Origin of the sequence: Hymenobacter plasmatis, from assembly GCF_020711255.1 — a bacterium.
Lineage (GTDB): Bacteria > Bacteroidota > Bacteroidia > Cytophagales > Hymenobacteraceae > Hymenobacter.
Genome location: NZ_JAJFAW010000007.1, coordinates 169623 through 183643 on the forward strand (window position 1 = coordinate 169623; position 14021 = coordinate 183643).

At 63.5% G+C, this 14021-nt stretch carries 9 protein-coding genes; 4 read left to right on the forward strand and 5 right to left on the reverse strand.

The genetic code is table 11. The features are described from left to right. Positions 1 to 107: 107 nt before the first annotated feature. Positions 108 to 2699 carry a DUF5916 domain-containing protein gene (locus LJ738_RS07385; RefSeq protein WP_227785672.1) on the forward strand — a complete coding sequence of 864 codons (2592 nt, stop codon included), beginning with the start codon at positions 108 to 110 and terminating at the stop codon, positions 2697 to 2699. Positions 2700 to 2771: 72 nt separating this feature from the next. Here LJ738_RS07385 and LJ738_RS07390 read toward each other — a convergent pair whose 3' ends face one another. Further along, on the reverse strand, positions 2772 to 4394 hold the full coding sequence (locus tag LJ738_RS07390; RefSeq protein WP_227785673.1) for a S8 family serine peptidase: 1623 nt from the start codon (positions 4392 to 4394) through the stop codon (positions 2772 to 2774). Positions 4395 to 4835: 441 nt separating this feature from the next. Here LJ738_RS07390 and LJ738_RS07395 point away from each other — a divergent pair, with 441 nt between their 5' ends. Beyond that, positions 4836 to 5300, forward strand: a complete 465-nt coding sequence (locus LJ738_RS07395; protein WP_227785674.1) for a hypothetical protein — start codon at positions 4836 to 4838, stop codon at positions 5298 to 5300. On the opposite strand, the gene meaB is transcribed toward LJ738_RS07395, so the two are convergent. Beyond that, positions 5284 to 6288: a methylmalonyl Co-A mutase-associated GTPase MeaB gene (gene meaB / locus LJ738_RS07400; protein ID WP_227785675.1), complete on the reverse strand. Its 1005-nt coding sequence runs from the start codon at positions 6286 to 6288 to the stop codon at positions 5284 to 5286. The two genes, LJ738_RS07395 and meaB, sit on opposite strands and share 17 nt — an antisense overlap. Positions 6289 to 6388: 100 nt before the next feature. On the opposite strand from meaB, the gene LJ738_RS07405 reads away from it, so the two are divergent. Continuing rightward, positions 6389 to 7810: a DUF5723 family protein gene (locus tag LJ738_RS07405; RefSeq protein WP_227785676.1), complete on the forward strand. Its 1422-nt coding sequence runs from the start codon at positions 6389 to 6391 to the stop codon at positions 7808 to 7810. Positions 7811 to 8023: 213 nt separating this feature from the next. On the opposite strand, the gene LJ738_RS07410 is transcribed toward LJ738_RS07405, so the two are convergent. The 3 genes from LJ738_RS07410 to LJ738_RS07420 all read right to left on the reverse strand — a co-directional run bounded on the left by LJ738_RS07410 (position 8024) and on the right by LJ738_RS07420 (position 11332). Then, the gene (locus tag LJ738_RS07410) at positions 8024 to 9112 is read right to left on the reverse strand and encodes a TolB family protein (protein WP_227785678.1); all 1089 of its coding nucleotides are present in this window, start codon (positions 9110 to 9112) and stop codon (positions 8024 to 8026) included. An 83-nt stretch (positions 9113 to 9195) separates the two neighbouring features. Continuing rightward, positions 9196 to 10500: a glycosyltransferase family 87 protein gene (locus LJ738_RS07415; RefSeq protein WP_227785679.1), complete on the reverse strand. Its 1305-nt coding sequence runs from the start codon at positions 10498 to 10500 to the stop codon at positions 9196 to 9198. 64 nt (positions 10501 to 10564) lie between these two features. Next, positions 10565 to 11332 carry a L,D-transpeptidase family protein gene (locus LJ738_RS07420; protein ID WP_227785680.1) on the reverse strand — a complete coding sequence of 256 codons (768 nt, stop codon included), beginning with the start codon at positions 11330 to 11332 and terminating at the stop codon, positions 10565 to 10567. A gap of 175 nt (positions 11333 to 11507) precedes the next feature. Here LJ738_RS07420 and LJ738_RS07425 point away from each other — a divergent pair, with 175 nt between their 5' ends. Next, positions 11508 to 13979, forward strand: coding sequence for a bifunctional YncE family protein/alkaline phosphatase family protein (locus LJ738_RS07425; RefSeq protein ID WP_227785681.1), 2472 nt, complete (start codon positions 11508 to 11510; stop codon positions 13977 to 13979). The last annotated feature ends 42 nt before the right edge of the window (positions 13980 to 14021 follow it).

The window sequence follows — 14021 nt, forward strand, 5'->3', positions numbered from 1 at the left end:
ACAGTTCTGCTAATTCTCTTTAAAAATTAGGCTCCTAAAAGCAACTATCGGACCTTTGTGCTCATCTATGGGCCTACGCCAAGGCTATTATCTGGAGGCTATACTTTATGGTTCGTTTTTTACTGGTTTGTTGGTTCGGGATTTTTGTAAGCGTGGCCCAGGGGCAGCAAGCCCCCGCCGTGCCGTCGGCCGCGGCCGATGCAGCCAAGCCCGCGGCCAAGCGCCAACTCCAGGCCATCCGCATCACGACCCCGCCCAAACTCGACGGCACGCTCGATGACGCGGTGTGGCAGACAGCTCCCGTGGCCACGCAGTTTTATGAGCTGGAGCCCACGCCGGGGCGCCTGGAAAAGAACCCCACCGAAGTGCGCGTGCTCTACGACGACGCGGCCATCTACGTAGGAGCCATCATGCACGACGTGTCGCCGGACTCGGTGCTGCGCGAGCTCAGCGCCCGCGACAACATCGGCAATTCCGACTGGTTTGGGGTGTTTATCGACACGTACAACGACCACCAGAACGGCTACCAATTCCTGCTGACGTCCGGCGGCGTGCAGGTGGATGCCCGCCAGTCGCCGGCCAACGGCGAAGACGGCAACTGGAACGCGGTGTGGGACTCCCGCACCACGCTGCAAGGCAACGATTGGGTGGCCGAAATTCGGATTCCGTACTCCGCCATTCGCTTCAGCAAGGCCAAAGAGCAGGTGTGGGGCATAAACTTTGGCCGCCAACGCCGCGCCAGCCGCCAGAAATTCTTCTGGAACGAGGTGAAGCCCCAGGTCGACGGCTTCGTGAACCAGTGGGGCCTGCTCACGGGCCTGCGGGACCTGCAGCCGCCGCTGCGCCTCTCGCTCACGCCCTACGTGTCGGCCTACGTCAACCACTACCCCTTCAACGAGCAGGGCAAGAAAAACGCCACCACCAGCTTCAACGGCGGGGCCGACATCAAGTGGGGCATCAACGAAAGCTTCACGCTCGATGCTACGCTGGTGCCGGACTTTGGGCAGGTGCAGAGCGACAACCAGGTGCTCAACCTCTCGCCCTTTGAAGTGCAATACAATGAAAACCGGGGCTTTTTCACCGAGGGCACCGAGCTGTTCAACAAAGGCGGCTTGTTCTACTCGCGCCGGGTGGGCGCCACGCCCATCGGCTTTGGGGAGGTAGCAAGCCAGCTGCACACCGGCGAGCGCCAGGCCGACGGCAGCCGAAGCAAGGGCGAGTTTGTGGTGCAAAACCCCGGCATCACGCGCCTCCTGAACGCCACCAAAGTATCGGGCCGCACCAGCAAGGGCCTGGGCATTGGCGTGTTCAACGCCCTGAGCAACGACGTGTTCGCCACCGTGCAAGACAGCACCACCGGCGCCCGGCGCGACGTGCTCACCCAGCCGTTCACCAACTACAACATCGTGGTGCTCGACCAGAGCCTCAAGAACAACTCCTACGTCAGCCTCATCAACACCAACGTGACGCGGGCCGGCTCCACCTACGACGCCAACGTGACCGGTGGGCTGTTTCGCTTCGCCAACAAGGCCAACCGCTACGCCGTCAACGGTCAGGTGGTGTACTCCAACCGCCGGGGCAAGGCCTTCCTCTCCGACAAGAACATCTCGGACCAAGACGGCTACAAGTACTACGTGAATTTTGGCAAAATCAGTGGCAACTTCACCTGGAGTGTCGACCACGGCATCGAGTCCAATACCTACAACCCCAACGACCTGGGCCTGCTGTTCAGCAACAACACCATCGACCAGTCGGTGAACGCCAACTACAACATCTACAAGCCCTTCTGGAAGGTAAACAAGCTGAGCACCTACGCCAGCATCAGCTATTCGCTGCTACAAACGCCTCGGCGCTACCAAGGGGTGGCCTTTTTCCTGGGCGGCAATACCACGTTCACCAAAAGCTTTCTGACTACGGGCATCAACCTGGATGCCCAGCCGCTCTCGCGCGACTACTTCGACCCGCGCCGCTCGCCCATTGGCACCTACTACTTGCGCAAACCGACCAACTTTAGCTGGAACGGCTTCGTCTCGTCCGACTACCGCAAGAAAGTGGCTTACGACATCAACTACGGCGCCCGCTTCTTCGTGGCCGACGGCGACCGCACCGGCCGCAATACTTTCGGCCTGGTGCTGAGCCCGCGCTACCGGGCCAGCAACCACTTGAGCTTTGTTTATAGTGCCAGCTACGAGCTGCGGCGTAATCAAATCGGCTACGCCGGCGGCCTCAGCAGCAGCCAGCCCCAGGATGTGCCGCTGCTCAATGCCTTCGGCCAGGATGTTTTGATGGGCCGGCGCAATGTGCGTACGGTCACGAATACGGCCACGGCGACCTACACCTTCACCAACCGCATGTCGTTCAACATCCGCCTGCGCCACTACGTGAGCAACGTGCACTACCGCGACTTCTCGCGCCTGCACCCCGACGGCCTGGAAACCCCCGTGGAGTACCAGCGCAACCGCGACAACACCTTCAATGCCTTCAACGTGGACGCGGGCTACTCCTGGTGGTTTGCTCCCGGCTCGCAGGTGAGCATCGTGTGGAAAAACGCCAGCGCCTCTTTTCTGGAAGCCAACGAGGCCACGCCCTTGTACTTCGATAACCTGAACAACACCATCAACACGCCGCACAACAACAACGTGTCGGTGAAGGTGCTGTACTACCTCGACTACCTCGCCCTGCGGCCCCGGCGCGGCTAACGCAGTGGAGCCGGTGGGCGCAGCGCGAAGAGCTGGAAATGCCCTTCGCGCTGCGCTCACCGGCCCGGTTGCTTACTTCACCGCCATTTGCTGGTCGGCCAGCTTCACGGCTTCGTAGAGGTTCACGATGCCGCCGGTTTTCGACAGCGACGCGAAATCCACCAGCTTCTTGGTGCCCGGCTTGTTCACCTTTGTGTGGTAGGGCACCGCCGATTGCAGGATAATCTGCTTGAGCTGCTGCGGCGTGAGCTGCGGGTAGAGCGACTTGAGCACCGCCGCCACGCCCGCCACCACCGGGGCCGCCATGCTCGTGCCGCTAAACGTGGAGTAGGTATTACCCGGCGTAGAGGAATAAATGTCGACCCCGGGCGCAAACACGTCCACCGTTTGCTTGCCATAGTTGGAAAACTCGGCGGCCAGCGCCGGAGTATTGAGCCGGCTGCTGGCGCCCACCGATATCTGGTTCGGGATGTCCTGCCCGCTGAGGTAGCGCGCCGAGGGGAAGTTTAGCCCCGTGTCGGTGTCGCGGCTGCTGTTGCCGGCGGCGTGCACCAGCAGCACACCTTTCTGGTCGGCGTACTGCATGGCCGCGTCCACGGCCGCCTTGTCGGGCGAAAAGTCTTTCCCAAAGCTCATGCTGATGATTTGGGCCCCGTTGTCCACGGCGTAGCGAATGGCGTTGGCCACGTCCTTGTCGCGCTCGTCGCCGCTGGGGGTCGAGCGCACGCTCATGATGCGCACCGCTTCGGCCACGCCGTCGGCGCCGAGCTGGTTGCCGCGCACCCCGGCAATGATGCCCGCGCAGTGCGTGCCGTGGGTGGCATTCGGCCCCTGCGAATCCGGATTGCCGTAGCCGGTTTCGCTCAGGTTGGCCACATCGTCGCCCACCAGGGGGCGCGGGTTGTACTCCGCATTGAGGCTTTTCTCCACCCGGTCGCGCGAGTGGGTCACGGCCTCGTTCAGGCTCTTGAGTGCCTCGTCGGTGCTGCCGTAGCCATTGCGCCGCAGAAACGCCAGCAGCGAACCCGCACTCGGCACATCGGGCCGCGACTGCGCCGCCTGTCGCAGCAGGGCCGTGTCGAGCACGGCCGCGTTCAGCGCCTGCTTCACGCGCCCAAATGAGACCGTGTTGCTGGCAAAAGCCTCTGCCAGCTTTGTCAGCTGCTCTTTTTCATGAGCCAGGTCCTTCTGGTAAGCAGCCTTGGCCAACTCGTACACATCAAACAGCGCCTGGTCGGCGGGTGCCAGCGACTTGCGCTTCTTGCCCTCAAACTGCGCCCGGTACCGGGCATAAATCCGGGTTTGCTCCAGGGTTTCCACCGCAATATTCTGCCCGTCTTTGCCGCCCAGGAAGTTCCAGCCGCGCACGTCGTCCACGTAGCCGTTCTTGTCCTCGTCCACGCCGTTGCCGGGTACTTCGGTGGGCTTGCGCCACAGAATGGGCTTCAGGTCCTGGTGAGTGGAGTCGATGCCCGAGTCCAGAACGGCCACCAGCACCGGCGTGCGCTTGCGGCCCGCGAGCAGCTCCCGGTACGCCCGGTCGGCGCTGATGCCGGGCACGCCATCGGTCTTTAAATCCAGGTGCTGCCAGCGCCGAACCGCGTCGGTTTGGGCCCGGGCCGTGAAGGAGGCAAAAGTGAGCAGGCCAAGTAGGGGGGCCAAGCGGGAGTAGCGCGGCGAAGTAGAAAGGAACATTCAGAAAAATTAAAATATTTCGAAAGATGCCGATAAAGGTAGCCCCGACGGGTAAAGTCTCCACCCCGACGGCGTCACAGCCGGCCACGAAACTGCCGGCGCTGCCGAAGCTCCGGAATCAGGGCGGCCTCTAGATAGCAATTCCATTGGGAAGCTGGCATCATTCCATGTTTTACTGTAGTTCTCTCGCGGGGCATGTTCGCAACCGGACACTTGCCCGTTATCGAACGGATTTGTCAGAATTGGATAAGCTGTTTTTGGCTGTAAGATTAAGATTAATAGGTGGTTATAAAATTGGCACGTGGTTGGAATTTACCCTAATGCCCCTGGGCGGCAGATGCTCAAAACCGGACATGAGCATTTGTCTTGCGCCGGCCTCGCCAGGGGAGTTACAGTCATTCAGCTCAACTCATTTATCACCCACCTTTTTTTCTGCAAATCATGAAAACCTCGTTCAATGCTCCCGCAACTGCTACCTCTCGTTCTTTGGCTCCGGCCCAGGCCCTGCGCCCCGCATTGCTGGGGCTGCTGGCTCTGGCCGGCACTGGCATCGCCGGTCCAGCACTGGCCCAAGGCACCCAGCCGGTAACCGTGACCCAGCCCGATGGCGAAAGCCTGCGGGTGCGCTTCTACAACTCGACCAAAAAGCCGGCCGTTTTGGGAGTGGTGCAACTTGAAAATGGCCGCTGGATACTGCGCGAAACCCACAAGGAGCCCGCTTACGGCACCCTTTTGAAATTCAATAACCTGCCCAGTGGGAAGTATGCCGTGCTGCTGCGCGTGGGCCGCGACCGCTACCGCTACAACGTGCAGGTAGACACCAAAGCGCCGGGCACCACTACCATTGCCGTGCGCGAATCGACCTCGCACCGCGTAGAGAACGGGCTGGCTACGGCGTCTTTGTAACGCCCCCGGCTAGCCCCAGCAGTTCCGTAGCCGCTGCGAACGGTGTCAACCGTCCGGCGGCCACGGCTTGTTTGATGGCCGGGAGGCGGGCGCGCACGGCGCCATCGGCATAAAACCGCATTTCCAGCTCCTGCACAATGCTTTGATGCAGCCACTGGAGCTGCTGCTGCTGCCGCCGCTGCTGGAAGTACCCGCTTTGCCGGGTGGCCGCTGCGTAGTGCTCAATGGCTTCCCACACTTCGGCCAGCCCAGTGCCGCTCACGGCCGATGTGAGCAGCACCGGCTGGGGCTGGCCCGAGGGCGCAGGTGGAAACAGGTGCAGCGCGTTCTGGTAGTCGACGCGGGCGCGGCGGGCGGCCTGCTCGTTGCCGTGGTCGGCCTTGGTGATGCACACGGCGTCGGCCATTTCCATGATGCCGCGCTTGAGGCCCTGAAGCTCGTCGCCGGCGCCGGCCAGCAGCAGCAGCAGAAAGAAATCGACCATGCCGTGCACAGTGGTTTCGGACTGGCCCACGCCCACGGTTTCCACAAAAATGACGTCGTGCCCCGCCGCTTCGCAGAGCAGCAGCGCCTCGCGGGTGGCGCGGGCCACGCCGCCCAAGCTGCCGCCGGCCGGGGAGGGGCGAATGAACGCCGCCGGGTGCGCCGCCAGCCACGGCATCCGGGTTTTATCGCCTAGGATGCTGCCGCCGCCGCGCTGGCTGCTGGGGTCTACGGCCAGCACCGCCAGCTTTTTGCCCAGTGTTTCCACCAAATACCGGCCCAACGCCTCAATAAAGGTGCTTTTGCCTACACCCGGTACCCCCGTGATGCCCACCCGCAGGCAGCGCCCGGTATGGGGCAGCACGGCTTGCAGCACGTCCTGGGTCAGGGCTTGGTCGGTGGGCAAGGTGCTCTCGGCCAGCGTGATGGCGCGGCCCAGCACCGTGCGGTTGCCGGCCAGGATGCCCTCGGCGTACTCGGTGGCGGAAAGGCGTTTGGGGGGCAAAATATTGAGGTGGGGCGTTAGCTTGCGGCCGGATAAACGCTTGCCGTCTTAAAAAGGGCGTTTTTCCGGCCGCAAGCTAAACCCGACACTCCTTTTCTGTATGCGCCTTTCCTTACGTTTCCTGCCGCTGGCTGCCTTGCTGGCCCTGCCCGCGGCCGTGCAGGCCCAAAATGAGCTCAGCAATTTCACGGCCACCGGCCGAGGAGGCGTCATCAACACCTTTGCGCAGGACTACCAGGCCATCGGCATCAACCCCGCCAACCTGGGCCGCAACAGCGAATCGACGGTGGCCTTCACCATCGGGGAAGTAGGGGCGGGGCTGGCTTCCCGCTCGCTCAGCAAAACACTGTTCAAGCACATTCTCTTCGACAGCAACCAGGCCATTGGTCCCGCCGAAAGGGCCGAGCTCGTGAAGGGCTTCGAGGGCGCCAACGCCCTGAACTTTAACGTTGACGCTACCACGCTGGGCTTTGCCATCAGCCTGCCCAACGGCTTGGGTGGCCTGGCCTTCAGCAACCGCCAGCGGGTGAGCTCCCACCTGGCCCTCAACCACAATGCCGCAGACGTCATCATCAACGGCAAGGACGCGGCCAGCGTGCAGCCGTACTACCCCACCACCCCGACGGGCACCCCCACGCTGCCGCCCCCGCCGCTGTCGACCTTTCTGGACGGCACGGCCATTCAGCTGGCCTGGACCAGCGAATACAACATTTCCTACGGCATGCTGGTGCTCGACCAGCCCGGCCTGAAGCTTTCGGCCGGGGCGGGCTACCGCTACATTCAGGGCATTGGCATTGCCGATATTCAGGTGGAAGGCGGCAACTTATCAGCCTACTCGGCGCTGTCGCCCATTTTCAACGTCGACTACGGCACCCTGGCCAGCAGCCCCCAGTTCAATGCCGAAACCGGCTCGGGGCTGCACCCCGTGGGCCACGGCCATGGCTACGACCTGGGCCTGGCCGCCGAAGTAGGCAAAATCATCCGCCTGGGCGCCTCGGTTACTGACCTGGGCACGATGACTTGGACCGGCAACGTGGTCACGGCCACCGACCAGAAGCTGCAGCGCCCCACCTCCACCAGCCTGCAGACCTACGATGTACTGACCGAAATCGTCAACCAATTCGACGCCAACCAAAGCAACTTTTTCACTTACCAGGCCGAGCAGAAGCGCACCGCCTCGCTGCCCGCCAAGGTGCGCCTGGGCGCCGGCATCCGCATCAGCAGCTTGTTTGAAGCGGGTGTGGATTTCACTGCTCCACTGAAAAAGGTGGCCGGCAACCTCACCTCGCCTTTCCTCGGCCTGGGCCTCGATTACAGGCCCACCCACTGGCTGCGCCTGAGCACCGGCGTGAGCGGCGGCGCGGGCTACGGCACCAGCCTGCCGCTGGGCCTCACGCTGGTAACGCTCTCCTGGGAAGCGGGCATCAGCTCGCGCGACGTGCTGGGCTACACCAACGAAAAGTCGCCTTACTACTCCGTGGCGCTGGGTTTCCTGCGGTTTAAGATTGGGAATAAGGAGTAGGAACCGGGGACGTGAGAACAAAAACTCCCCTCCTTGGATAAGGAGGGGACGCTCAACTGCCAAGTTGAGCTGGGGTGGTTGGATTCGTTGAACGATGCCTGAACGGTTCCAGCGCTAGACGTTCAACGCCCGCAACCACCCCAGCTGGCGCTTCGCGCCAGCGTCCCCTCCTTGGTAAGGAGGGGAGTTTTTTTGCTCTTTCTTCCTCCCTAATTACGGCACCACTACAAAGCCTGGCAGCCCAAGCTTGCTGCGGCGGCCGCCCAGTTTCACGCCCTCGTCCACGTATTGGCAGTCCTTGCCCAGGGCGTTGGGCTGCTGAATAACGCCGAGGTTGGGGTTGTCTTCGCGGGCCACGTAGATGCGGCCGTCGGGGCCGCGCTGCAGGGCGCCGATTTTACGGTTGGCCGACTTGCCGACCAGGGTTTTGGCTTTTGTCTTGAGGTCGAACTGCCAGATTTCGGTTTGGCCGCCGCCCACGCCGTTGCAGGTGCCGTAGAGCTTGGTGCCATCGGGCGAAAACTCCACGCCGTAGGCCTCGGCAAAGGGGCCGAAGCTGGTGGGGTTGCTCACCTTGCCGGTGCTGCGGTCGAAGTCGTAGATCTCAAATTTGTTGGTTTCGCGCCACAGGGCGGCGGCCAGGTGGCGGCCATCGGGCGAGAATTTGAGGGCGCCGATGGCGTTGCGGCCGGGGCCGGCGTTCATGCTGCCCACGTTGCTCATAATGGGCTTGGCGGCCACCCCATCGGCCGTGACGAGGTACGACACGAAGGCGTTGGAATTCCAGCGGTGGGCCACCACCCAGGTGTCGCGGCCGTTGGCGTGACGCACGGCGGCCAGCTTTTCGGCCACGGGCTGGATGAGGAGCAGGTTAAGGCGCGGCAGGTCGCCGTAGCCGTTGTCGCGGGTCATGTCCACGATGGAGTAGCGCAGGCCGTTGGGCGTGCCCTGCGGCGCCACCGTGAAAATGTAGAACACGTTGCCCGAGCCGGGGTCAGGCACGATGAGGGCCGATTGGGTGCTGCTGCCGCTGCCCATCAGCTTGTGGCCGTTGGGCATGGGCTGGTGCTTGCGGTTCCACACGGTTTCGCCGTTGGTGTAGAACAGCAGTTCGCCGCGGGCGCTGGTGGCCACGGCACAGCCTTCGTAGGTGCTCATCTTGCCATCGCCGAGGGGCTTGGGCGTGCCATCGGCGAAGGTGAGGCCGGCCTGCTGGCCGAAGTACCAGATGTCGGTGGGCCGCTGGGCGCGGGCCGCCACCGAAACCAGCAACGGCAATAAGACGAGAAAAAGACGTTTCATAAGGTGAAGAATCGGGTTGTGGTGGAGCTAAACGAAAAAATCGTGCCGACTGGTGTATGCCTTAAAAGTGGTAGCTCAACTGCCTACTGCCGGCGCCATTCCGGCCGGGCCAGCAGTAAGACCACCACCCCCAGCAGCGCCAGCGGCATCAGAAAATACACCACGTGCAGCCCCGCGGGGTTGCCCAGCGCCAGGGCCAGCCCGTTGAGCGGCAGCAGCAGCGGGAGCAGCAGTATCAGCAACAGCCACTTCCACCGCGTGGCGAGCCGAAGCCCAAACGCCAGCAGCGGCAACAGCAGCACCGCGTCGTAGTACAAATGGTAGGTGGTCAGGAGCGTCAGCGTGCTCAGTACCAGGAAAACGTACCAGTCGGCCAGCGGCCGGCCCTGCTGCCGGAGCCACACCAGCCGCAGCCCCGTCGCTACCCACAGCGCCCCGTGGAGCAGGAGGTGCCAGGCGCTGCTGCCCGGCCGCAGCCACTCCAGCACGTTGCCCAGTTCCAGGCGCAAGGTCATGCCTTGGGTGAGCGGATAGTCCGGGTCGGAGGGGTCGAAGGATTGGGCCAGCACCTGGGCCAGCAGGTGCTGGTAGGTGGGCAGCAAGTTGGCCGGAAATGCTGCCCAATGCCAGGCCACGGCGCTAAGCAGCGCCACTACGGCCGCTGCCACGGCCAGAGCCAGCCACTGCTTCTTCCATAAAAACCAGGCGGCAAAAGGCAGGAGCAGCGTCACCTTAAAAGCGGCGAGGCCCAGCAGCACGCCCGCCACCACAGGGGCCCAGGCAGGTGCGGGAGAAAGTTCGATTCCAGTTGTGTTCGAACCAGCTGAGGGCGAAAGTTGAGCTGAAAAGCCTGGGCTCGATAAGCACCCTACCGCCAACGCACCCACGCCCAGCGCCAGCGCCACAAAAGTGGGCTGGCCCGTGAGCAGGGCGGGTACAGTGCCTTTCAAGGCTAGCGCCACTATTAGAAACTGCCACCACGCAACCGTTTGCCCAGTTTCAGCCTGCAGCAGGGCCTGCCACAGCCGCGCCACCAGCACCAAGCTCATAAGCGCCATGGTGCCCCACAGCGGCCACGCCAGCGCATACGGCAGCCGGCCCACCGTGAGGCCAAAGAGCGCGGCAGCCCACGGCGGATACAGAAAAGGCAGGTTGGGCAGGCCGGGCTGGGTGCGGCTCTGGATATTCTCTTTCTGGATGATGCGCTGCCAGCCCTGCTTGAGGGTGACATCGTGGTAGGGATTGGCGCCGGTGCGCAGCACGGCCTGGCCCACGTAGCAGGTGCGGAAATCCATGGGCCGGTCGGCGTCGGGGCGGGGCTCGCGGAGCACGCGGCTGAGGTTGAACAAGGCCACCAGAGCCAGAAAAAGCAGAAGAAAGCGCGGCACCGCGGCAAGTTAGCGCCTAGCTCAACTTGGGCGGGGCCGGTGCCTATTAGAGGCCCAACCTGGGCTAGTGCCCGGCTGCGGCTAGTTGGGCTGGTGGAGCTGGCTCGTGGTGCTTTTCAAAATACGCGTAGCCCGGCATCAGCCTCCGCCAAAAGGCCTGGTGCGGGCTGGCCAGGTGCCTGGCCAGCTCAATTTCCGTCATGGCAAACGGGAAAATGTGCACCGGAATTACCGCCTGGCCGGCTGCCCGCGCCATGATGGCCAGCAGGTACACTTCCTCAATGCCGGCGTCGGTGATGGGCAGGCAGCCCACCGTGACTTCGCCGCCGTGGATGAAAATATCGCCGCCGGGCTCGGGCTCGCCCAGGGCGCGGTCGGCGGCGTTGGGGTAGTTCAGGCCCAGCGAAAGGTGGTAGTTGCTCTTGGGATTGAAGCGGTCGATTTCGTAAAAGCCTTCGGGCACCTGGTAATCACCGGCGCGGCGCTTTGGGCCGAGGCTGCCGGAGGTAGCGGCCAGCGGGTAGCAGTGCAGCAGCTCAAACGGGCCGGTGCCCTGGTTGCGGGCCCAAACCTCGAGTTCGCGGTGCGTTTTGATGAGGCGGAAGAAGATTTCCAGCCGCTGGGCATCGAGGGAGTGGGAGCGCAGGCGGTGGGCCACGGCGGGCCCGGCCATGGCCTGCGCAGCCCTCACCCGCGGAAACTGCAGTTGCTGCTGCCAAAAGGCGAGCGAATGAGCGTGGGCCATGCTGTCGGTGGAAGTGGTGCAGGATTGAGCTAACAATTGGTAAATGGGCAGCGCCACCAATACGCAGCACGACAGTCGACGCAACATAAAACCAGCCGGAAGGAAGGGAGATGTGCCTACAACGACATTCAGCTTTCCCTATTTCGTTAGGCTCAATAAAAGGCTGATGCGGCTGGATAAGCTCCGCAATTGAGCTGCTGCCCGGCTTGCTGGCTACCTTCGTGCTGTGCAGCGGGGCCTGTGTTCCCGCCGTCGCCTGCCTATGCTTTCCAGCTCCCGATTCCGGCTATTTATCCCGCTCCTGCCGCTGCTGGCGTTTTGGAGCTGCACGGGGAGTCCCAGCACCAAGCCCGCGCCCGAGGCGCCCGGCGTGCTGCCCGGTCCCATTGCCGGCACCAGCCAAACCCAGCTGCCCAATGGCTGGAAGCTGAGCCCCGCGGGCACGGCCACGGCCCTGGGCGACTTGCCCCTGAACCTGCAACTTAGTCCCGACGGCCGCCTGGCCGCCGTGGTGAACGCCGGCTGGGGCCAGAACTCCGTGCAATTGCTCGACGCGGCCACCGGCCAGCTGCTGGATACGCAGGTAGTGCCCGCGGCCTGGGCGGGCCTCGCCTTCGCTCCCGATGGCCGCACGGTGTACGCCTCGGGCGGGCAGCACAACCGCGTGCACTGCTTTCGGGTAGAGGGCCAGAAGCTGCGCCCGGACAGCGCCCTGGTGCTGGGCACCAAATGGCCCAAGCAGAAAATCGGCGTGGCGGGCGTGGCCGTGGACGGCCCCCGCAACGTGCTTTACGCCGTGACGCGCGAAGACAACTCGCTCTACACCTTCGACCTGAAAACGCGCCAGATTCTGCGCACCCTCAAGCTGCCCGCCGAAGCCTACGGCGCCTTGCTCAGCCCCGATGGCGCGCGGCTTTACATCAGCCTGTGGGGCGGCCACGCGGTGGCGGTGTACGACATTGCCCGGCAACAACTGCTGCCCACTATTCCGGTAGAAAGCCACCCCAACGACATGGCGCTGACCCGCGACGGCCGCCGCCTCTTTGTGGCCAATGCCAACAGCAACTCGGTTTCCATCATCGACACCCGCCTGGGCCGCGTGACCGAAACCCTGAACACGGCCCTGTTTCCGGCTTCGCCCGCCGGCAGCACGCCCGACGGCGTGACCCTGAACGGCGACGACACCCAGCTGTTCATCGCCAACGCCGACAACAACTGCCTGGCCGTGTTCGACGTGCGCGACCCGGCGGCGAGTAAGCCCCTGGGCTTTTTGCCCACCGGCTGGTACCCCACGGCGGTGCGGGTAGCGGGCGCGCAGCTGCTGGTAGTCAACGGCAAAGGCAGCATTTCGAAGGCTAATCCCAACGGCCCCAACCCCGTGCGCGACGAAGGCGAAAAAGGCGCGGGCTACATCGGGGGGCTCCTGGGCAGCTCGCTACTGCGCCTGCCACTGCCCGATGCCACAGCACTGGCCACCTACTCGGCCCAGGTATACGCCAACACACCGTTCACCAAAGCGCGCGAAGCCTCGCCCGCAGTGCCCGCCGGCAGCCCCGTGCCCCAGCACGTGGGCGATGCTTCGCCCATGAAGCACGTCTTCTACATCATCAAGGAAAACCGCACCTACGACCAGGTGCTCGGCGATGTGCCGGCCGGCAACGGCGACGTGAGCCTGTGTTTGTTTCCCGAGAAAGTGACGCCCAACCACCACGCCCTAACCCGGGACTTTGTGCTGCTGGATAATTTTTACGTCGATGCCGAAGTAAGCGCCGACGGCCACAACTGGAGCACCGCCGCCTACGCCACCGACTTCGTGGAAAAAACCTGGCCCGGCAACTACGGCGGCCGGGGCGGCAGCTACGACTTTGAGGGCAACCGCGGCGAAGTAGCCGAGCCCAAAGACGGCTTCCTGTGGGATTACTGCAAGCGCGCCGGCCGCAGCTACCGCTCCTACGGCGAGTTTATATACAAAGGCAAAGCCAGCGTGCCGTCTTTGGTGGGCCACTTTTGCGAGGGCTACGCCGGTTTCGACCTCGATGTGAAGGACGTGGACCGCGAGAAGGTGTGGGAGCAGGACTTCGACCGGCTGGTGGCCGCCAATGAGCTACCCAACCTGAGCATCATTCGCCTGCCCAACGACCACACCTACGGCGCCCGCAAGGGCCAGCTCAACCCCTTATCCTACGCTGCCGACAACGACCTGGCCCTGGGCCGGCTCATCGAGCACCTGTCGAAGAGTAAGGTTTGGAAAGAATCGGTGGTAATGATAGTGGAAGACGATGCCCAAAACGGCCCCGACCACATCGACGCTCACCGCTCGACGGCCTACCTGGTGGGCCCCTACGTGCGCCGCCACGCCGTGGTGCACACCGCCTACACCACCTCCGGCATGCTCCGCACCCTGGAGCTGATTTTGGGGCTGCCGCCCATGAGCCAGTACGATGCCGCCGCCCTGCCACTCTGGGCCTGCTTCACGGCCAAGCCCAATTTTGCGCCCTACAGCCTGAGGCCAGCCACCACCCCGCTCGACGTCCGAAACACCGCTTTCAACGGTCCCGCCCGCCGCTCCCTCAAGTTTGACCTCAGCGGCGAAGACGCCGCTCCCGACCTGGCTTTCAATGAGAACATCTGGCAGGCCGTACGCGGCGAGCACAGCCGCATGCCCGCGCCCCGGCGCAGCGCCGCCGTGCGCGAGGCCAAGCCCAAAGAGGCGGAAGAGGAGGACGAGGATTAAACAAAAAACTCCCCTCCTTGGATAAGGAGGGGACGTTGCCGC

Bases quoted from the DNA above. Each gene is read 5' to 3' on its own strand.
- LJ738_RS07405 (WP_227785676.1), top strand. From the start codon at position 6,389: ATGCGCCTTTCCTTACGTTTCCTGCCGCTGGCTGCCTTGCTGGCCCTG.
- LJ738_RS07390 (WP_227785673.1), bottom strand. From the start codon at position 4,394: ATGTTCCTTTCTACTTCGCCGCGCTACTCCCGCTTGGCCCCCCTACTT.
- LJ738_RS07385 (WP_227785672.1), top strand. From the start codon at position 108: ATGGTTCGTTTTTTACTGGTTTGTTGGTTCGGGATTTTTGTAAGCGTG.
- LJ738_RS07420 (WP_227785680.1), bottom strand. From the start codon at position 11,332: ATGTTGCGTCGACTGTCGTGCTGCGTATTGGTGGCGCTGCCCATTTAC.
- LJ738_RS07395 (WP_227785674.1), top strand. From the start codon at position 4,836: ATGAAAACCTCGTTCAATGCTCCCGCAACTGCTACCTCTCGTTCTTTG.
- LJ738_RS07410 (WP_227785678.1), bottom strand. From the start codon at position 9,112: ATGAAACGTCTTTTTCTCGTCTTATTGCCGTTGCTGGTTTCGGTGGCG.
- LJ738_RS07425 (WP_227785681.1), top strand. From the start codon at position 11,508: ATGCTTTCCAGCTCCCGATTCCGGCTATTTATCCCGCTCCTGCCGCTG.